General features: G+C 42.5%; 20 protein-coding genes and 1 pseudogene. 8 read left to right on the forward strand and 13 right to left on the reverse strand.

The window, feature by feature from the left end; genetic code table 11:
• Nucleotides 1-89: 89 nt before the first annotated feature.
• Nucleotides 90-3,170: pseudogene (locus tag LCM11_RS07395) on the forward strand (efflux RND transporter permease subunit); the annotation flags it as partial.
• Nucleotides 3,171-4,208: 1,038 nt separating this feature from the next.
• Here the strand turns inward: LCM11_RS07395 and LCM11_RS07400 are convergent.
• From LCM11_RS07400 to LCM11_RS07415, 4 genes are all read right to left on the reverse strand, one after another.
• Nucleotides 4,209-4,868: an HAD family hydrolase gene (locus tag LCM11_RS07400; protein ID WP_224893607.1), complete on the reverse strand. Its 660-nt coding sequence runs from the start codon at nucleotides 4,866-4,868 to the stop codon at nucleotides 4,209-4,211.
• Between the two features lie 56 nt (nucleotides 4,869-4,924).
• Nucleotides 4,925-5,314 carry a hypothetical protein gene (locus LCM11_RS07405; RefSeq protein ID WP_224893608.1) on the reverse strand — a complete coding sequence of 130 codons (390 nt, stop codon included), beginning with the start codon at nucleotides 5,312-5,314 and terminating at the stop codon, nucleotides 4,925-4,927.
• A gap of 36 nt (nucleotides 5,315-5,350) precedes the next feature.
• Entirely contained in the window at nucleotides 5,351-5,719 is a 369-nt protein-coding gene (locus LCM11_RS07410) for a DUF4440 domain-containing protein (RefSeq protein WP_224893609.1), read from the reverse strand.
• Between the two features lie 166 nt (nucleotides 5,720-5,885).
• On the reverse strand, nucleotides 5,886-7,025 hold the full coding sequence (locus LCM11_RS07415) for an MFS transporter (RefSeq protein WP_224893829.1): 1,140 nt from the start codon (nucleotides 7,023-7,025) through the stop codon (nucleotides 5,886-5,888).
• Nucleotides 7,026-7,393: 368 nt separating this feature from the next.
• Here LCM11_RS07415 and LCM11_RS07420 point away from each other — a divergent pair, with 368 nt between their 5' ends.
• The 3 genes from LCM11_RS07420 (at nucleotide 7,394) to LCM11_RS07430 (ending at nucleotide 10,006) form a co-directional block, all read left to right on the forward strand.
• Complete coding sequence (locus LCM11_RS07420; protein ID WP_224893610.1) at nucleotides 7,394-7,732, forward strand: hypothetical protein; 339 nt, start codon at nucleotides 7,394-7,396, stop codon at nucleotides 7,730-7,732.
• 39 nt (nucleotides 7,733-7,771) lie between these two features.
• On the forward strand, nucleotides 7,772-8,671 hold the full coding sequence (locus tag LCM11_RS07425) for an alpha/beta fold hydrolase (protein ID WP_224893611.1): 900 nt from the start codon (nucleotides 7,772-7,774) through the stop codon (nucleotides 8,669-8,671).
• A gap of 171 nt (nucleotides 8,672-8,842) precedes the next feature.
• A complete protein-coding gene (locus tag LCM11_RS07430; protein ID WP_224893612.1) occupies nucleotides 8,843-10,006 on the forward strand; it encodes a hypothetical protein in 1,164 nt (387 codons plus the stop codon).
• A gap of 152 nt (nucleotides 10,007-10,158) precedes the next feature.
• Here LCM11_RS07430 and LCM11_RS07435 read toward each other — a convergent pair whose 3' ends face one another.
• Nucleotides 10,159-10,341 (reverse strand): hypothetical protein, encoded by a 183-nt coding sequence (locus tag LCM11_RS07435; protein WP_224893613.1) that lies wholly within the window; start codon nucleotides 10,339-10,341, stop codon nucleotides 10,159-10,161.
• Nucleotides 10,342-10,384: 43 nt separating this feature from the next.
• Nucleotides 10,385-10,564: a hypothetical protein gene (locus LCM11_RS07440; protein ID WP_224893614.1), complete on the reverse strand. Its 180-nt coding sequence runs from the start codon at nucleotides 10,562-10,564 to the stop codon at nucleotides 10,385-10,387.
• A gap of 342 nt (nucleotides 10,565-10,906) precedes the next feature.
• Between LCM11_RS07440 and LCM11_RS07445 the strand changes: the two genes are divergently transcribed.
• The gene (locus LCM11_RS07445) at nucleotides 10,907-11,872 is read left to right on the forward strand and encodes an L-lactate dehydrogenase (RefSeq protein ID WP_224893615.1); all 966 of its coding nucleotides are present in this window, start codon (nucleotides 10,907-10,909) and stop codon (nucleotides 11,870-11,872) included.
• 29 nt (nucleotides 11,873-11,901) lie between these two features.
• The gene (locus tag LCM11_RS07450) at nucleotides 11,902-13,527 is read left to right on the forward strand and encodes an L-lactate permease (RefSeq protein WP_224893616.1); all 1,626 of its coding nucleotides are present in this window, start codon (nucleotides 11,902-11,904) and stop codon (nucleotides 13,525-13,527) included.
• 51 nt (nucleotides 13,528-13,578) lie between these two features.
• Here LCM11_RS07450 and LCM11_RS07455 read toward each other — a convergent pair whose 3' ends face one another.
• Both LCM11_RS07455 and LCM11_RS07460 read right to left on the reverse strand, forming a co-directional pair.
• On the reverse strand, nucleotides 13,579-14,049 hold the full coding sequence (locus tag LCM11_RS07455; RefSeq protein WP_224893617.1) for a hypothetical protein: 471 nt from the start codon (nucleotides 14,047-14,049) through the stop codon (nucleotides 13,579-13,581).
• A 184-nt stretch (nucleotides 14,050-14,233) separates the two neighbouring features.
• Nucleotides 14,234-14,728: a lactoylglutathione lyase family protein gene (locus LCM11_RS07460; RefSeq protein WP_224893618.1), complete on the reverse strand. Its 495-nt coding sequence runs from the start codon at nucleotides 14,726-14,728 to the stop codon at nucleotides 14,234-14,236.
• Between the two features lie 122 nt (nucleotides 14,729-14,850).
• Between LCM11_RS07460 and LCM11_RS07465 the strand changes: the two genes are divergently transcribed.
• A complete protein-coding gene (locus LCM11_RS07465; protein WP_224893619.1) occupies nucleotides 14,851-15,186 on the forward strand; it encodes a winged helix-turn-helix transcriptional regulator in 336 nt (111 codons plus the stop codon).
• A 183-nt stretch (nucleotides 15,187-15,369) separates the two neighbouring features.
• Nucleotides 15,370-15,921, forward strand: a complete 552-nt coding sequence (locus LCM11_RS07470) for a hypothetical protein (RefSeq protein ID WP_224893620.1) — start codon at nucleotides 15,370-15,372, stop codon at nucleotides 15,919-15,921.
• Nucleotides 15,922-16,001: 80 nt separating this feature from the next.
• Here LCM11_RS07470 and LCM11_RS07475 read toward each other — a convergent pair whose 3' ends face one another.
• The 5 genes from LCM11_RS07475 to LCM11_RS07495 all read right to left on the reverse strand — a co-directional run bounded on the left by LCM11_RS07475 (nucleotide 16,002) and on the right by LCM11_RS07495 (nucleotide 19,214).
• On the reverse strand, nucleotides 16,002-16,442 hold the full coding sequence (locus LCM11_RS07475; RefSeq protein WP_224893621.1) for a hypothetical protein: 441 nt from the start codon (nucleotides 16,440-16,442) through the stop codon (nucleotides 16,002-16,004).
• Between the two features lie 158 nt (nucleotides 16,443-16,600).
• On the reverse strand, nucleotides 16,601-16,840 hold the full coding sequence (locus LCM11_RS07480) for a hypothetical protein (RefSeq protein WP_224893622.1): 240 nt from the start codon (nucleotides 16,838-16,840) through the stop codon (nucleotides 16,601-16,603).
• A gap of 33 nt (nucleotides 16,841-16,873) precedes the next feature.
• Nucleotides 16,874-17,512 (reverse strand): pyridoxamine 5'-phosphate oxidase family protein, encoded by a 639-nt coding sequence (locus tag LCM11_RS07485; RefSeq protein WP_224893623.1) that lies wholly within the window; start codon nucleotides 17,510-17,512, stop codon nucleotides 16,874-16,876.
• Between the two features lie 56 nt (nucleotides 17,513-17,568).
• Nucleotides 17,569-17,856: a hypothetical protein gene (locus LCM11_RS07490; RefSeq protein ID WP_224893624.1), complete on the reverse strand. Its 288-nt coding sequence runs from the start codon at nucleotides 17,854-17,856 to the stop codon at nucleotides 17,569-17,571.
• Nucleotides 17,857-18,053: 197 nt separating this feature from the next.
• A complete protein-coding gene (locus LCM11_RS07495; protein ID WP_224893625.1) occupies nucleotides 18,054-19,214 on the reverse strand; it encodes an FAD-dependent oxidoreductase in 1,161 nt (386 codons plus the stop codon).
• Nucleotides 19,215-19,246: the final 32 nt, after the last annotated feature.

Genomic DNA, 19,246 nt, shown 5'->3' on the forward strand with positions numbered 1-19,246 from the left:
TCAGAGTTTGATTCTTGACTTATGACCAGTCGGTCATGTATATTTTAGAACAGGTTGACTAAGCGGTCAAATTGAAAGGAGAGGAACAAATGAAGCAGATTATAAATTTTTCCATGAACAACAAATTCGCTGTCTGGTTAATTACAATCATTATAACAGCAGCGGGCTTGTATTCGGGATTGAACATGAAACTGGAAACCATTCCAGACATTGATCCACCAATTGTTACCGTAACCACTACGTATCCGGGAGCAACTCCGGAAGAGGTGGCAGATGAAATTTCAGAACCGCTGGAGCAGCAGGTAGAAAATCTGAACGGGGTCAAGACCGTCAGTTCATCTTCCTTCCAGAATGCTTCAAGTTTACAGCTTGAATACAGCTACAGTAAAGATTTAGATGAAGCTGAGGACGAACTGCAGGAAGCAGTGGATTCCTTCACGCTTCCCGAATCCGCTCAGGAACCCGAAGTATCCCGGGTGAACTTCAATGCATTTCCCGTTATCAGTATGAGCGTGCTTAACGAAAATGGTAGTTTAGAAGATTTAACGGCCACCGTTAACGATACCATCGTTCCAGAGCTTGAGGGATTGGAAGGAGTTGCTGATGTTCAAGTTTCCGGTCAGCAGGTCCAGGAAGTTCAAATGAACTTTGATGAAGAAGCCCTACAGGAAAACGGGCTGGATCAGGAAACCGTGACCAATTATATTCAGGGCGCCGATGTTGCTTTCCCATTAGGCTTATACACGTTCGATGACACGAAAAAATCGGTCGTTATGGATGGAAACGTTACGAATCTGGAAGACTTGAAGAATCTTGAAATCCCGCTTACCCCTTCCCAGAATGGACAGGGAGCCGGTCAGCAAGGTTCAGGCCAATCAGCTCCAGAGAGTATCCCTACGGTTCCACTCTCCGAAGTGGCCAATCTTGAGATTGTAGCCCAGACGGATTCCATTTCCAGAACAAATGGAGAAGAGTCCATCTCGATACAGATTGTTAAATCTCAGGAAGCGAACACGGTTGACGTGGTTAACCTAGTGAAAGATCAAGCTTCCGAGTTTGAAGAAGACATCAATGGAATAGAATTCGTTTACTCCTTTGATCAGGGTGAACCGATTGAAGAATCCGTCAGCACGATGTTAAATAAAGCCCTCTTTGGAGGATTATTTGCAGTAGCTGTTATTCTATTGTTCTTAAGAAACTTCCGAACTACGATTATCTCAGTTATCTCCATTCCACTATCTCTGTTTATCGCTCTTATTGTATTAAACCAAATGGGCATTACGTTAAACATTATGACCCTTGGGGCGATGACGGTAGCTATAGGGAGAGTGGTCGATGACTCCATTGTAGTTGTCGAGAATATTTACCGGCGAATGTCGCTGACTGATGAGAAACTGGAAGGTAAAGACCTGATACGATCCGCTACGAAGGAAATGTTTATGCCGATCCTTTCATCTACGATCGTAACGATTGCCGTCTTCCTGCCATTAGGATTAGTTGAAGGCGTCGTCGGCCAAATCTTTCTTCCCTTTGCCTTAACGGTTGTATTTGCCTTGCTTGCCTCCCTGGTGGTTGCGATCACCATTGTGCCAATGCTGTCTCACAGTCTATTAAATAAAAAGCAGGCCGTTAAGAGTCATAAAGAAGGTCCTGGAAGAATGGCCAAAGGCTATAAGAAAGTTCTAAACAGTGTATTAAATCACAAAATCATTACTTCCCTGGCCGCTGTCGCGATCCTTGCTGGAAGTATTGCCTTAATTCCACTGGTAGGGGTAAGCTTCCTCCCTTCTGAAGAAGAGAAAATGGTCATGCCAACGTACAGTCCGGCCCCTGGCCAGACCGTTGAAGATGTGGAAGGGATTGCGGAAGATGCCTATCAATATTTCGCTGACCGTCAAGACGTCGAAAACATTCAATATTCCGTAGGCGGGGAAAAACCAATGAACCCTGGTGCCTCTAATCAGGCAGCATTTTTCGTAGAGTACAACGAAGATACGGAGAACTTTTCTGATGAGAAACAGCAGGTTATGGATGATCTAAAGGAAATGACCGATCGTGGAGACTGGAGTAACCAGGACTTCTCTTCTACCGGTTCCAGCAGTGACATTCAAGTACAGGTATTCGGGGATTCTACCGAGGAAATCAAACCTTATGTAGAAGAAGTGACGCAGATTCTAAACGACCAGGAAGACCTGTCAGACGCCGAATCAAGCCTGTCTGAGTCCTATGAAGAGTACACGCTGGTAGCGAATCCTAGTGAACTGAGCAGTCTCGGACTCACAGCAGGTCAGGTTGGTCAGACACTGAGTCCGAACCGCGAACGTCCGGAAGTTACCACCGTGCAGCAGGACGGCGAAGAACTACAGGTATATCTTGAAATTGAGAACGACAGCTATGAAAGCATTGATGAATTGACGAATGAAGAAATTCAGACGCCGCTAGGCCAGACTGTGCAGGTCGATGATATTGCAGAAGTGGAAGAAGGCACTACAGAAGATACGATCAGCCGACAAGGCGGTCAGGTCTATGCGAGTGTAAGCGCGACATCTTCTTCTGATGACATTGGCTCGATCTCTGCCGACGTGCAGGAAGAGATTGATAACATTGACTACCCTGCCTCCGTTGATATTTCTATTGGAGGCGTGACCGAGGATATTAATGAATCCTTCAGTCAGCTGGGTCTTGCCATGATCGCAGCGATTGCCATCGTGTATTTGGTACTCGTGATCTTCTTTGGCGGAGCTTTGGCACCATTTTCGATTCTATTTGCCCTGCCATTTACAATTATCGGCGCAGTACTCGGGCTGCTGATCGGCGGCGAAACGTTGAGTATCTCAGCGATGATTGGTGGACTTATGCTGATCGGAATTGTCGTTACAAACGGAATCGTATTAATCGATCGGGTCATCCAGCGTGAGAAAGAAGGATTTACAACTCGTGAAGCGCTTCTTGATGCGGGAACGACCCGATTACGTCCGATCCTTATGACTGCCCTTGCGACCATCGGTGCGTTACTGCCGCTTGCTTTAGGATTAGAAGGCGGATCAATTATTAGTAAAGGTCTCGGATTAACGGTTATCGGCGGGCTCGCAAGTTCGACGCTGCTGACCCTGTTAATTGTACCTGTAGTGTATGAACTGCTTTCTAAAATCGGCAGAAAGAAACGAACGAAAGTAGAAAGCAAAACGGAAAAGACCTCTCCTTCTTTTGACCGTGACAGCATTTATAAGGATGAACTGGCTGCCACAGATCATAAGAATAGAGCATCTCAAAGCCATATCTTAAGCAATGCTGAAGATATTTTTATCCAAAAAGGATACACATCTGCCAGCATGGCCGAAGTAGCTCAGAAGAATGAAATGAAAGAACAAGAACTGAACGGTTACTATACGACCAAGTTTAGTTTACTTTCCGGCTTGATTGACCATAGTCAGAAAGATCTGGATCAGGAGTTTGCAAAGATCAATACGGACGACAAGCTGACACCGTCTGAAAAGATCTATTACCAGATTGAGGCCCGTATTAGACGAGGTCTGTGGTTACGTAAAATGGTCCATCAACCTGCTGATGCTGAGGCTGTAAATATGGCCCTTGCGACATTCAGCGATAAATCCTTGATTGATCATCAACAATTGCTGGTCGCTAGTGTCTATGATCAAGCGGATAAATCCTATTCAATGGATGCAGCCGTTATGCTGAATGGTTTGACCAAGGAATATGTAAAACAATTCATGGTGATGGAGTCAAATGTTGACTCCTCTCACGTTACTTCATTCTTAATGGAGTGTCTGGATGGGTATATGACTCAGTTGAACCAGAGCAGCCAGGCTCCGATTCTGACCTGGGCTAATATGAGTCCAACAGATGAAGACAACCAGAATTACAATTTGACAAGGTTAAGCATTAAGCAGCTAAGAGAAATGGTCCCTCACCTTAATCTCAGTGAAGAGAATCAGCATAAGCTTCTCTCTACTCTGGATTCTGTAGAAGAAGAGGTTAATACCACCTCTCCAAATAAAAAAGCCATTAAATGGATGCTTAGTTATCTGACGACGATAAATAGTCCGGTTATTCGGGGCTACGTGGACCAGATGCTGGGTGATACCAGAAGTAAATAAGAAGTTTGTGAGTTTAGATTATTTTATGAAATCCACCCCTGATCGATCCGGGGTGGATTTTTTCATTTTCACTGGAAGCACAGTTTATGCCTAAGGATGCAGTATGATATCAGGGATCTCTGCTAAATCATCAATCACATCATCCGCCTCTGCGCCATTCCATTGATTGTTCCTTATCCAAATTCCTCTCATCCCAACTTCCTGAGCTGCTTTCACGTCTTTTTCTGGGTGATCACCTATAAACACACAATCTTCCGGTGATATCTTAAGCCTCTCTGCTGCTCTCCTAAAAATGATGGGATCAGGTTTTTTAATCCCTTCCCAATCCGATATAAGAATGGTATCTATATATCGATCTATTTCCAACGCTCTGATGTTATCCATTTGAAACTGCCCTTTTCCATTGGTAATCATTCCAATGAGGAAATGGTTTTGCTTTAGTTCATCTAATGTTTCTAAGAGATCAGGAAATGGCACACAACTGTCCTTAAAGAAGCTTAAGTAATCTTCGAGTAACTCTTGAACAGAAATCCCTTCAATTTCAAATTCTTTCATTAGTTGTTCAAATACCTCATCTTTCCACACATATCCGTGATCATCCAGTTCAATAAATCTCCGTATGTACTCTTCTTTAGGAACATGTCCCAGCCACTTTTCCAATCGCTCGTGCTGTTTGGATATAAAGATCTTCAATGACTCATCCCGGTTCAATAACGTTCCATCTAAATCAAAAATAATAGCCCTAATCATGATAATTGCCTCCTATGAAACATTACCTTCATTTCACTTCCACCATGTAATACCCATTACCGGCTGTAACCTAAGAACAATTCGAATATGGCATAATTATAAATGAAGAAAAGAATTAAACCTATGACACTCGCAACGATTTGCTTGTACCTTCTGCCTTCCCTCCCTTTAAACCAATAGATCAGAGCAAATATGATAATCACAAACCCGGGAATTAAATAGAGCCACATCATCGTATCTACTAACACCGAGTTCTTTTCCCAATAGGCTGCGGACTCTAAGGCATAGTTGGATTTAATTCTTTCCCTGAGAATCACAAAAATCAGTGTAAGAATCAGGAAATAAGCGTAACTTGCATATGTGATGAAGTTCGGAAATACCGCCGCCATATATAAGGAATAAAAAACGACCACCATCAATGGAAGTAAAACAAAGTATTCAAGCATAGCTGTCTTCCTCTCCTTTCAAAGCTTAGGATCGGATCACGTTACATCTTTCAATTGTAATTGCGTTATCGTTCCCTGATGAAAATACAACTGCCATCTGTTATCTATGAACTTCCAAATAGAACTCCTCAGGGTATGTCTATTCCTCGTTTGATCTTCAATAAAGTAAGTGGCGAGCACAACACCTTCAGCTAACCTTTCAATCTTATAGTTATATAAGTTCATCTGCGATAATACGACTCCAAGTTCCAGACATTCTTTCTTATCATAGATGATGCCTGAACTGCCGATCTCCCAGAAATCATCTGCCAATATCTTATCGAGTTCTTCAGGAGATTCTCTTACCTTAAGATTTAAGTGCGCTTCCTCCAGTTCTCTTATTTGATTAATCAAATAATTAGTCATAAATGATCCCCTTCGTTTCTTGTTCTATGAACTATACAACACGATCATTACGTTCAATTTTCGATAAACATAGAATAAAACCCTTCTTCTCCGCTGCCAAAAAAACCCACCTCAGGTCATCCAGATTATGGATGACCTGAGGTGGCGGATTTTTCCATTACTCCTTTTATGCCTCTCTTGTGCTAGGCATGACTAATACTTTCAGGCAGGCAATCAATCCAATGATTAGAAACACCCACTCGTATCCGGCGAATTTTAACACTCCACCAAAAACGGCAGGACCTATAATCGCCCCGATGTTTAATAGAATGACGCTTACACTGAAGCCTTTCTCAGGTGTATCAGGAAATACTTTGGCACTCCAGATTGGCAGGTAAGCAGCATAAAGCATAAACGTGCTTCCGAATAGCAGTCCTGACATTCCGACAAACAACCAGGATTGCGAGATGAACAGAACCACCATACTGATCGAGTAGAGTAGAATCGTAACGGCGAAGCAGATTTTATGACCTAATTTGTTAATTAAATCGCCAGCCCATAAGCCTGCAATTCCTCCAAGACCCGTAATTAAGAAAAAGATGGCGTTCGAATTATCCACGAAGAAATTTTCCTTCACAAAGTCAGCGGCATACGTCCAATAAGTCGATTCCGTAATCCCAAACAATAAGGACGCTACATACAGCGGTCTCGCGTTTTTCGTGAGAAAGGATCGCTTGTTAATTTTAACTCCTTTTCCACCGCCTTTATCATGATTGGAGGATGGAATGGAACGAAAAGCCCATATAAAAATCAAGAAGCCTATGACACTTCCTGTGATCCAAATGATTCTCCACTGTCCATCCAGGAACAGATAGCTTGTGGAGATTACGATTAACCCCAGAGTCGAACCGGTACTAATTACCGCAAGCGACCGCTCCTGGACCGTTTTCTTAACGTGCTGATTCACGTTCTCAGAAAAAGAAGACCATGTTAAACCGGGACTCAAGCCGGCCACCACACACCCCACTGTAAAAATAAGTGGATTTGAAGTGAGGGAAGCCATTAATAAACCTGTTGATGCAGCAAAGATCCCGATAAGAATAACCGGGCGCGAACCAAATTTAGAAACTACCATTAATACGGCCACCACCCCTGCTAAAAAGGAAACGAAAGACAGGCTTGAGATGACTCCCAAAGTAGAAGCGGACACACCAAAAGCCTGCTTAAATTCGGGCACTAATAAACCATAGCCATACCGGAACCATCCGAAGATAACGGATAAAGCAAGTAACCCTATGATAGATATCGCAGGAATTTCGATCTCCATTTTCCTCACAATTCTCTCCTCCTCCCTGAAAGAAAATGACTAATATGGAGACCGTTACCCTTAGCAAAACCACCCGAAACTTTTCTTATATATTATTTAGATATATTAATTCACCAAAACACTAGATCACCCCTAGTAAAAACACCATTAATAGAGGTACTAGTTAGATCTATAAGGATAAACAGGTTATATTAGAATACTAAAAACTTACGATACTATTTGCACCGTTACAAGTATTCCACCGGTCTTACTACGCAGTTCTTTTTAAAAACGTACTAATCTACCACAACGAGTCCAATGTTATAGTTATGAGAGAAGAGAACTATACGTGAGTGAGACTCACTGCAGCCTGGCACAGGAGGTAAATCATGAAACATTTTACGTATTGCTTTATCCTGCTTCTCATAGTAGCTGGTTGTTATCCAGGCGCTAATGAAGGTGGACTTCTATCAAGGAGCCAAGTATTAAAACTGAACCCGGACGCTGATTTAATAGAGTTGGAAGATGGCGAAGTTTATACTCATGGAGCTGAATGGGTAAAAGAAAAAGGATATCAAAAAGGGAAAAGATTAGGCGAAGTAAGAAAAGGAATGGCCACGAAAGCACCCATGGGGGCCGATATCTTTGCGACTGAAGAGAAATCGCCTGTCATCATAGTAGAATATAACGGATTATCGAAGAAGTACGTAATAGCCACGGGAGAATAAAAGGTTTTTTAGGAAGTGCAAAGAAAAGAGGGGTTCACGATGACAGAAGTTCAAACCAATACGATACAAACAAAAGATGCCCGCACACTCGCCTACTGCGAGTTTGGAGATCTCTCTGGCTATCCGATCTTCTATGCTCACGGAGGACCCGGATCAAGGATAGAAGCCCTCTCCCTGGACAGTACAGCAAAGAAATTCGGATTCCGGATCATTGCGATGGATCGTCCTGGAATGGGGGGTTCGACGATTAAAGAAAATCGAGCACTGCTTGATTACCCGGAAGATATCAGAGAGCTTGCGGATACTCTTGGAATTGATACATTCGGTGCGATGGGTACCTCCAGTGGAGGAGCCCACACGACTGTCTGCAGCTACTCATTAGCAGACCGTTTAACCTTTAACTTTGCTTTTGCAGGATACACGAATTTCGCTGAAATGCCCGGGGCTGCTGAGAGACTGGAAGCACCTGCAGACCGATTGTCTATCAAATTGGCTGAGAAATCCCCTCTACTTTTCCGCTTGTTATTTAAAGGGATGGGGATCGCCATGAAGATGTTCCCAAAACTGACCATCAACAGTCTCTTGAAGACGGTCAGTGCAACGGACAAAAAAATTGCGCAAGATCCGCATTTTCAAGAACGCTTTATAGCTGAACAGAAAGAGGCTTTCAGACAGGGCGGAAAGGGTGTTGCGATCGACGCGGCTGTCCACTATGTGGATTGGGGTGTGAAGCTTAAAAATATCTCGGGGAGAATCCATATTTTTCATGGAACAGAAGACAGATTGGTGCCTTTTTCTTACGGAGAACATCTTGCGGATCATATTCCGAATGCTGTATTTCACCCCCTTGAAGGACAAGGTCATTTATTTTTATTTGAAAAGGACTATCAGGAAATGATCTTTAAAATGGCTGAAATGGAAATGAAAAATTCAAGATAAACACTTCTGTTCCTGACTCCTGCAGAGCTGATATTAAAAAAGTAATGATTACAATAAAATTACACATTTATTACACACAATCCCCAAATTTTCACCACACTCCCTGTGCCATAATGAAGTTGTTGGACGCGATCCAATACATACTAAATAGCATTGGAGTTTTCGATCTTTATGAAAAAAATATCACTCAGCTTGGCACTCATGACCGCCCTTCTTGTACTAGGTGCTTGTACCGATACAAGCAAGGAAGACGAGACGGCAGAAGACAGCCAAACGACAGAGGAGAGCAGTCCCACCGCTACGAGCGATTCTTCTGACGCTTCCGGTGCAGAGGATGAAGAAAGCAGCGTTACGCTTGAGACAATGGATGATTTTTATGTAGGAGATTCCCAGGATACTCAGTCTCTGATTCATTCGTTCATCCCTTATGAATCGAACAGTACACCAGTTATCATGGTGCCTGGTCTTGGACTAGGGGCTGACATTTATGAAAGTACCCCCGACTCTCGTAATGGTTGGGCATATGATTTTGCACAAGCCGGTTATCCGGTCTATACCGTAGATACGTCAGACCTTGCTAGTGCCGGTCTTTCTGAATCTGAGGCAAGTTCCCCGATGTCCAAATGGGATTCTCAGTCAATTTGGAAGCGCTGGGGCTTAGGCTCCGCTCCAAATGAACCTTACGAAGACGGACAGTTTCCGTCAGAAGCCTTTGACCAATTCTACGCGGGGATTCCTATGCAAGTAACTGCTGGGGGCGGCTCAAGTTCAACTGGCGGCAGCGGAAATGCGCGTGGAGGCCAGGACAGCGATGCAGATACCCAGCGCGGACAAGGGCAAGGACAAGCCGGAGGCGGAACTGAATCCGGTGGAAAAGCTGGCGGAGGAGGCGCTTCTCGAGTCAGTCAGCAAGAGGTAGATAACATGATTTCTTTATTAGAGGATAAAGGTCCAGCCATATTGATGGTACATTCTATGGGAGGCGAAATTGGCTATGAAGTGACTCGTCAGCGTCCAGACTTAGTGAAAGGGATCATCGCCATCGAACCTGTAGGGTCTCCAACAGACGAGCAGGAAATAAAAGAAACGTTCGCGGAGATTCCATACCTTGGCGTTTACGGAGATTACCTTGAATCACGCAACCAGGTAAGTCGCCTGGAAGCTGTACAAGCAACCGTTAACATGGTAAATGAAAACGGCGGCACAGGCGAAGTGATCCAGCTAACAGAAGAAGGGATTAACGGAAACTCGCACTTAATGATGATCGACAAAAACAACCACGAGATTTCCTCGCAAATCATTAATTGGTTAGATACGGTAGAAACAGAATCATGAAACGATTCACTCACAGGTGTTCTTCATCTGTGGGTTTTATTTATCCAAAAGTGTACGCGCCATACTCCCTGTTTACAGATCAAGATCAGCCAGTCACAAAAGGTTTCCGGCGGTAAAATCACTTCCTTTAGAATCTCTCTAATCCCCCCGGACTAACTCTTAACTCTTCTACGTGCCCGAAACTCTGTTCCAAAATAGACGCAGGCAACTAGAAATAATAGATTGGAAAGCATTAAAACAATTCCATTCCAATTGCCGTCAAAAAACGTAACGTTTACCAGGGTCATTCCATGCATTAGAAAAACAACCATAAACAAGATCACATAGGTTTTCAAAAAAATCACCTCCCTAAAAGTCATCGTTCACTATTCAGAAACATTACTGCTCTTCCTTCTCCTTTTCGCCATCCTTATGATCTAACCTCTTTATTTCCAGCTCTATCTTTTTCTCTTCAATTTCCAGTTCTTTCTTTTTAAGGTCATTATCTATTTTTTTGCCATATCCATAATAGATAAGAGAAAAACCAACGATGATCGTAATGTAGAAGAAAAAATCCAATTGCTCCGCCCCCTCATTTCATAGCTTTTATAACCTTGCTCATTCACTTACGATCTTTCCATTCTTTCTTTACGATTAGATTCCACAATGGTTGCAAAAAGAACAAAGTATTCAAAAATAAATTCATTATATAGACGTGTTTCCATTTCTTTTAAATCCAAGTTTACCAAGTTCAGAATATATTTTGAACAATATGTGAACAAGAAAACGCTTGCATTTTACAAACAGGATTACTTTGTGAAAATATTCACAAAACCTATTGATTCAATAACCAGAATGTTGCACAATAAACATGTGATATATTTCACAATCATTCACAGATACCATTTAGGAGGAATTCATATGACTAGAGAACGAGTAAACCGAGTGGCACTTATTGGAGCAGGATCCGTAGGAAGCAGCTATGCATTTGCTATGCTGAACCAATCCGTTACGGAAGAATTCGTCATCATCGATTTGAATGAAGATAAAGCAATGGGAGATGCCATGGACTTAAACCACGGTAAGGTCTTCGCTCCAAATCCAACAAAAACTTGGTACGGTCAGTATGAAGACTGTAAAGATGCTGACATTGTTTGCATCTGTGCAGGGGCGAACCAGAAACCTGGAGAAACTCGATTGGATCTTGTGAAAAAGAACCTGACTATTTTTAAAGGCATCGTCGATGATGTCATGGCGAGCGGCTTCAACGGAATCTTCTTAGTTGCTACGAACCCAGTGGATATTTTAACTTATGCGACTTGGAAATTCAGTGGACTTCCGAAAGAACGCGTCATCGGAAGTGGAACGATACTGGATTCCGGCCGATTCCGTTTTCTATTAGGAGAATATTTTGATGTAGCTCCTTCTAACGTTCACGCCAATATCATTGGAGAGCATGGAGATACCGAGCTTCCAGTATGGAGCCATGCTTCTATCGGCGGGGTACCCGTATTTGAATTAATGGAACGTCATCACGAATATGACATGGAAGACCTTGATGAGATTTTCACTAATGTACGTGATGCAGCTTACCATATCATCGAGAAGAAAGGCGCAACGTATTACGGGATTGCCATGGGACTGACTCGTATTTCAAAAGCTATTCTAAATAATGAAAACAGTATTCTAACTGTAAGTGCTCATTTAAACGGAGAGTACAATGCTGAAGACGTTTATATTGGAGTACCAGCCGTAGTAAACCGCACTGGCATTCGAAATGTTGTAGAAGTCAGCTTGAATGAAAAAGAACAACAGCAGTTCGACCATAGTGTGAACGTCCTTAAAGATATCCTGGGCGCCAACTTTGAAAACCAGCCAACAACCTAGATTATTCTCAAGAAAAGAGTTGATCGTCCATGTGGTTACAGCAGTATGATCCGTTTGGAAATGTATTTGTGAGTGCGCTGATCGCAGCTATCCCCATCTTTTTCTTCTTTTTAGCACTGACACGCTTTAGAATGAAGGGGATCTTAGCTGCTTTCCTCACACTTGCATTAAGTATTCTCGTATCCATTGTATTCTTTGACATGCCCATTACAAAAGCTGTTTCAGCCTCCCTGCACGGCGTAGCTAATGGACTGTGGCCGATCGGTTACATTGTCATCATGGCGGTCTGGCTGTATAAGATCGCCGTTCGCACAGGGAAATTTAAGGTGATTCGTTCCAGCATTGCAAACATCTCTCAGGACCAGCGTCTTCAGCTGCTTTTAATTGGATTCAGCTTTAATGCGTTCCTCGAAGGTGCTGCCGGATTCGGCGTACCGATTGCTATTAGTGCCGCTCTTCTTGTAGAGCTTGGATTCCGCCCGTTGAAAGCAGCGGCTTTGTGCCTGATCGCAAACGCTGCTTCCGGCGCATTTGGCGCGATCGGAATTCCTGTCATTGTAGGCGCTCAGATGGGAAATTTGGAAACAATGGAGCTTTCCAGAACACTCGCCTACATTCTTCCGATGATTTCCTTCGCTATTCCATTTTTACTCGTGTTCATTCTGAGCGGAGTAAAAGGAATAAAAGAAACCTTGCCTGCCCTGCTGGTCGTCAGCGTGATTTATACGGGGGCTCAGATTTTCACCATTCTCTTCCTCGGACCTGAGCTTGCGAACATTCTCGCTGCATTATTAAGTATGGCCGGACTGGCTTTATTTCTTAGAAAATGGCAGCCGAAAACCATTCACCGTGAGGAGAACGCACCGGATATTCAACAGGGCGAGTCCTACAGCGTTAAAGAAATCATTAAAGCTTGGTCCCCTTTCTATATCCTTACAGCTACCATTACCGTCTGGAGCCTGCCTTCCTTTAAAGCTTTATTCAGCGAGGATGGGCTTTTAGAAAAAACTACGGCCTTTATTCCTGTTCCTTTTCTCCATCAGGAAATCCTAAAAGCACCGCCAATTGCACCTGACACGGTCGCTTTAGATGCCCTTTTTAAATTAGACTTGATATCTGCGACAGGGACTGCGATTTTAGTGGCTGTTCTCCTTACTGGATTATTCAGTTCAGCAATCACCCTGCCCCAGGGGATGAACTCTTTAAAAATAACCATCCAGGATTTATGGATACCCGTATTGACCATTTGTTTTGTCATGGGCTTCGCGAACTTATCCAACTTCGCTGGGTTGAGTTCAGCCATTGGGCTGGCTTTAGCGAAAACCGGCGCCCTATTTCCTCTCTTCAGTCCTATTCTCGGCTGGCTCGGTGTGTTCATAACGGGGTCTGTGGTCAGTAATAACGCGTTATTCGGCCACTTACAGGTGGTCACGGGGAATCAAATCATGGCAAATCCGGCACTGTTACTTGCTGCTAATACGGCCGGCGGGGTTATGGCCAAACTGATTTCCCCTCAGTCCATCGCTATTGCAACAGCGGCGGTAAAACAAACAGGCCAGGAATCTACGTTGTTTAAAATGACACTGAAGTACAGCCTGGGGTTATTAATGGTTGTATGTATGATGACCTTCTTACTATCTCTAATAGGAATGTAATCAATTCTTTTCACCACCCGTTTTTTGACGGGTGGTGTTGTCTAGAGTCGATTAGGATTCTTCGTCAGCTTTTGTATGCATCCGATCACCGTACCGTTTACGAAGTTCTTTAATGATTTTATCCGCATCAGTTTCGTTAACGTTTTCCAAATAAATCTCTTCCTCCTCTCCGCTTTCCTTCCGAATGGTAAGCACATCCCCAATCTGCTGGACCCGCTTCACTTCTTCATCGTCTACCCGCCATCTTGGATCAGCAATACCGCGACGGATATCGATGGCCTGTTCTTCAAAACGAATGTAATCCCGCTCCGGCATTTTCAAGTAATGGATCATCTGCCACATACTGATCACGGTTAACACTCCAACTAGATACACCATGAATTCCTCCACGCGGCCATTACGGAACAAAATAAAAAATAGAACGACTACCTGCCCTAACCAATTGAACAAAGCTCCCCTGGCTTTCTTTTTCCAAATGGACGTGTTGCTGTATTGGATGTTCCATTCACTGATAAGGATCACCTCTCCTAAACCTTTCTCTCTGATTTATTATACGTATAATAGGAATAGACTGTTTCAAATTTTCACGGATTCCCCCGACTTTTCAGTAGACTCCCCACTTCACCCAAGTATCCAACCCCATTTTCATTAGTAAGTTTTTCAAAAAAAGAGCGAATCCCTTTATTAAGATTCGCCCCTTACCTATTTAATAAGCACCCTCTGAGTAGGTTAATTCATAACTGTGCGTGTAAATCTCGAAAATGTTCCCAAAAGGATCTTCTACATAAACCATTTTAAATGGCTTTTCACCAGGATAATATTCACGGATCGGCATGCGCTGCTTTCCTCCATGCTGCTTTATTTTTTCAACCATTCCTTCAATATCCGGATCCTGAATACAGAAATGGAAGATACCCGTTTTCCAGTATTCAAAGTTATTTTCCGGCTGCTCGTTTTCCGGAAATTCAAATAGTTCGATACCGATCCGGTCTCCGGTTGATAAATGGGCTATTCTAAATTCTTCCCAATCATTGCCAAAGACATCACGGCACATTTGTCCAATCGGCGTATCATCATTCTTCACCTCTGAAGGTTCCATAATGACATACCAGCCAAATACGTCTGTATAAAACTGAACCGCCTCATCCAGATTAGGTACGGATAATCCTATATGAGAAAATGCTCTTGGATAAGTGTGCATACGATCGTTCCCTTCATTTCTTTTTTTGTACAACATCCATTATAATTTTTAGTAATAGAGGATGTAAGTATGCACTTTTTAGTGAGACACTTACTCAAAAGTAAGGAAGGGCGGTATAGAAAATGGATGCTCCAATGGATAAGGACGGTAAATTGAAATGTTCGATTGAATATACATTGAAAAAAATAGGAGGCAAGTGGAAAACTGTTATTTTGTGGCACCTGAATGTAGATGGAACGCTTCGTTACAATGCCTTAAGAAGATTACTTCCCGGTGTTTCGCATAAAGTCTTAAGTCAGCAGCTTAAAGAGCTGGAAGAGGACGGCTTCATTCATCGAAAACAATATAATAGCATTCCTCCCAAAGTAGAGTACTCCATTACAGAATTCGGTAAGACGCTGATGCCGATTCTTGAAGAGATGCACGTATGGGGGACGGAGTATGGAGATTTAAAGTAATGAGATCTACTTTACCACTATCACCTCTAAGTATTGAGCACAAAAGCACCGGATTCGATACCTTATATTTGAATCCAGTGTTTTTCCTTTTAGATTATAAAATAAGATGGTTTGAGACATACGAAGGAAGGCTAAATAATTCGAGGAATCAAATTAGGTTTTGGTTTGGAAAGGAGGAATACTGTGCGAAAGCTTGTCTATATAGTTCTACTATTGCTATTAGCGGCCTGTCAGCCTGGGGAAACAGATAAACCTACTTCTAGTTCTGATTCAGGTTCCGCTTCTAAAGAAACTCAAGACGAAAGTAAAGAGGTATTAGAGGAAAGGCCGAGCGTCACCTTTACATATGAAGGGGAAGAAATTGAAACAAATGATATACGCAGTTGTTTTGCCCCTGACTGTTCGAAGAATTCTGCCACCATCGATGAGATGAACCATAAGGAAATGACAGAGGGTTTGGAACCTATGCAGGTAAAAGATGGTAAGTCGATCCAGGTGCACATTGATGGTAAACAGCCATCTCAGACTCATTTGTCAAGGTATTATGATACAACGATTGAAGGGGGAAGACTAGAAGGCAATGAAATAACGATCCATAGCGCTAGTAAAGACAAACGTAAAGAGAGTTTTTATGTAAGGTTGGATTGGTATAATAAAAATCGCGAATTCCTTGGTTCAATTTCCAAAGCTTTTAAAGTGAATGTGGAAGGCATCTCCTCTGAAAAAAATGGATGAACAGGATCCCAATGGTTGATGATTGGGATCTTTTTATGATCAACCTACCCCTTTTCTACAGAAATGATTCGGCCTCCCCATCACTTATCCATTTTATTCTCTAACCTCAAATAATCTCTTGTTTTATGTAAGTCGACCTCATGCTTATCAGCAAACTCTGTTAAATAATCAAAAGCTGTGGAAGGATAGAGTTCCATTAATCGAATTTTCTTTCCGTTCTTAACATTGATCATAACAGCCTTTAGAACCCACATCTTCCGGACAAACGTGATTTGAGATATATCCTCAGGCGCCAGCTTTCTTACATTTATGGTCTTTTTAAAGAATAGGAGTCGGTATAACAACTGTTCGTGACCTACTTCGAATTTAAATCGAAACCCACTGAATACCACAATAATTAATAAAGTAATGGTGAATGAGGGTATGGAAAACCCAAAAATATCAATCAATATATTCCAAATCAGAATAATACCAAAGGTACCGAACATTGATAAACGTTCTGCTCTAACATCAAATTTCATACATTTCTCCTACGATAATTACTTCTATTCACTGGCACCTTACCTTTCGTTACACAATAATGGTTGATCCCCTTCATCGGTTACACGGACTCGCCGAAAGTCATTGTCGAAGTGAATTATTTCCTGGGAAATTTTCACGACTTTTGCAGAAAGGAAATTTATTTGAATGATGGCTTCTCTCTATGGGCCCTTCCAATATGTACGACCCAGGTCACCAGAGGTAATAAGGGAATGAGATAAAACACTAACGTAGTCTGAAATAAAAAACCAACGATGAAAGGTACACTGGCACTGATGGCTAAACCAAAAGAGAGACTTACTTTAACAAATAATAATCCTAAAGAAATACTACTTATACTAATCATGGCTAAGGCAAGCAGAACTAAGACCGTACCCACTCTCTCCCCACCTTTCTAAACTCAAACCTCATTTTAATACAGGCGTTTCGTGTAACTTTCCTTCAAATTTCTCCCGACCGATTCTTCTGTAACCCCCTGCATATTAGCATGAGCGGCCATCATTTTTGCAGCAGATGGAAGGTGCTCTGTTTCCGGCCAGTGCTCCGGATCCCATAGATTCGAACGCTTAAAGGCTTTCGCACAATGGAGAAAGCACTCTTTCACTTCTACTCCTATTCCCAGCAATGGTGTTTTTCCTTGAACAGTCATCTTCTCAAGGTGTTCCGGGTCTCTTGTGATATAAGCTGTTCCATTAACTCGTAAAGTTTCACCGGTTCCAGGGATCATGAAAAGCAAACCTACGGATGGCTGCAATAATATATTTTGTATCGAATCCATACGTCTATTGCCTTTTCTTTCAGGGATAATCAGCCTTGCGGAATCCAAAACGTGGACAAAGCCCGGCTGATCGCCACGAGGAGAAGCGTCGCATTCACCAAATTGATTCACGGTTGAAAGAACTAAAAACGGAGAATGATTAATATATTCCACACAGTTTTGATCAAGGTAAGTAATCACTTTATTCTTAGCTAATTCACCTGGTTCGCCTGCAACTTCCCGCAGTTCAGCTATCGAGTGGATAAGGTGTTTGAAAGGAGGCTCACTTTTCAAAACATTCACTCCCATGAAATTCGTAATTTAATAGATTCTGCTCACAAGCGTAAGTCTTATGAAGTAACGGAAGCATTCACGAAAGCTAGCATCGCAAGAATGGAGTACCAGCCGATCGATCCTGCACTAATGGAAAGGACCATCACCGAGCCAATTGAAAGGAAACTTTTTGGCTGGCGTCTTCTCTTTATAAAAACATAACCGGAGAACACGAGACTGAAGAGTAAGAATGTGCCAAAAAATAAAAGCCAGAAACCGTTTAGCTTTATGGAATTCCAAAACAGCGTGCTCGCAATAAAAAAGACATTAACAGCGGCGGCCAGAAGTAAGAGAAAAGCTCTCATTCAATCCTTCCTTTCTTTTAAGACCCATAAGTTATAGGTTTGTCTTCATTAACGCTCTACCTAACCTTTTTAACAAGGGAAACGAAGCGAAGGTTACGATAAGATATGTTTCATCCTATTGATTTTATTTTAACATTATTAACCAGTAGAAGCATAAACTTATTGACCATGGTGCACCACTTAAAAAAGCCCGAATATCACTTAGGAATTCGGGCTCTGTTCATATTGACAAACTTCCTGATGATCGGAAGTACACTAATCCGCATCGTTATATCGCGAATGAAGATTCTCCACCGAGTGTCCGGGAGAAAGTAATGAGCAAACCTTCTTCCAGAAGCCTGCGTTGTCATAACTTGCGGTTTTAAGTCATCTTCATATTGATCCAACGCCTGATTTACATCGTTATTTTCCTGTAAAGAGCGCGCCAGTACATACGCCCCTGTCATAGCAAGAGACGCTCCCTGGCCCGCCATCAGAGAAACCGCCTGACAGGAATCCCCCACAAGGACAACTCGATCCTTGCTCCAGTGAGGCATAACCACCTGGGAGACCTCGTCAAAATAAAAATCCGCTGCTTCCCCTGCTTTATCGAGCAATTCCGGAACTACCCACCCCATATGGTTGAAATGATGATCCAGTTCTTTTTTAGCTTCTTCTCTGGATAGGTGCCCTTCTTTTTTTGAGGACTTGTATAAAAAGAAAGTAGCCGAACGGTCTCCTCTGATCGGATAGACGGAAGCCTGGAGGCCAGGGGATGATAGGGAATAAAAAGCGTTGTCTAACTGCTTATTCATGCTGGAATTATCTATAATGTATGCAGCTGTATAATACCCCATATGCTTGATATAGTTCTCGTGATCACCAAATACTAAAGAACGCACGCGGGACCGGACTCCATCAGCTCCCACCACTAAATCTGCAGTATCCCGGCTGCCATCGGATAACGTTATATACACTTGATCGTTGTCCTCGTGGATATAATCAATCGTCAATCCAAATTTAAAATCTACACGATCCTTAACTAAATTATACAAAACCTGTTCCAAATCTCCTCTCAGAAAGTTAAAATGGCGACCATTAAATAAATGTCTAAGAGAAGGGTAAGGAAGTTTGAACTTATACGTGCCATCCTCTTTTAGAAACTTCAAACCGGAAATTGGATAATGGATGCGGCTAAGCTGATCCAGGATTCCCATTTTCTCTGCTACATCATATCCGGGTCCAAAAAAGTCCAGCATGTATCCTTCCGTTCTTAATTCTGGTGCTTTTTCTATAACCTGCACTTCATTTCCATTTTTGTTGAGCCAATAAGCCAGAGTCAATCCGGCCATACCTCCGCCCACGATTATTACTTTCACCCCTCAGGCCTCCTTTCTAATGAGGACTATTC

This window comes from Halobacillus halophilus (assembly GCF_020171985.1).
Taxonomy (GTDB): Bacteria; Bacillota; Bacilli; order Bacillales; family Halobacillaceae; genus Halobacillus; species Halobacillus halophilus_A.

Excerpts from the sequence above, each read along its gene's own strand:
- LCM11_RS07415 (WP_224893829.1), bottom strand. The coding sequence starts at position 7,025 with ATGGAGATCGAAATTCCTGCGATATCTATCATAGGGTTACTTGCTTTA.
- LCM11_RS07445 (WP_224893615.1), top strand. The coding sequence starts at position 10,907 with ATGACTAGAGAACGAGTAAACCGAGTGGCACTTATTGGAGCAGGATCC.
- LCM11_RS07410 (WP_224893609.1), bottom strand. The coding sequence starts at position 5,719 with ATGACTAATTATTTGATTAATCAAATAAGAGAACTGGAGGAAGCGCAC.
- LCM11_RS07430 (WP_224893612.1), top strand. The coding sequence starts at position 8,843 with ATGAAAAAAATATCACTCAGCTTGGCACTCATGACCGCCCTTCTTGTA.
- LCM11_RS07420 (WP_224893610.1), top strand. The coding sequence starts at position 7,394 with ATGAAACATTTTACGTATTGCTTTATCCTGCTTCTCATAGTAGCTGGT.
- LCM11_RS07450 (WP_224893616.1), top strand. The coding sequence starts at position 11,902 with ATGTGGTTACAGCAGTATGATCCGTTTGGAAATGTATTTGTGAGTGCG.
- LCM11_RS07425 (WP_224893611.1), top strand. The coding sequence starts at position 7,772 with ATGACAGAAGTTCAAACCAATACGATACAAACAAAAGATGCCCGCACA.
- LCM11_RS07460 (WP_224893618.1), bottom strand. The coding sequence starts at position 14,728 with ATGCACACTTATCCAAGAGCATTTTCTCATATAGGATTATCCGTACCT.
- LCM11_RS07465 (WP_224893619.1), top strand. The coding sequence starts at position 14,851 with ATGGATGCTCCAATGGATAAGGACGGTAAATTGAAATGTTCGATTGAA.
- LCM11_RS07400 (WP_224893607.1), bottom strand. The coding sequence starts at position 4,868 with ATGATTAGGGCTATTATTTTTGATTTAGATGGAACGTTATTGAACCGG.
- LCM11_RS07405 (WP_224893608.1), bottom strand. The coding sequence starts at position 5,314 with ATGCTTGAATACTTTGTTTTACTTCCATTGATGGTGGTCGTTTTTTAT.
- LCM11_RS07475 (WP_224893621.1), bottom strand. The coding sequence starts at position 16,442 with ATGAAATTTGATGTTAGAGCAGAACGTTTATCAATGTTCGGTACCTTT.
- LCM11_RS07490 (WP_224893624.1), bottom strand. The coding sequence starts at position 17,856 with ATGAGAGCTTTTCTCTTACTTCTGGCCGCCGCTGTTAATGTCTTTTTT.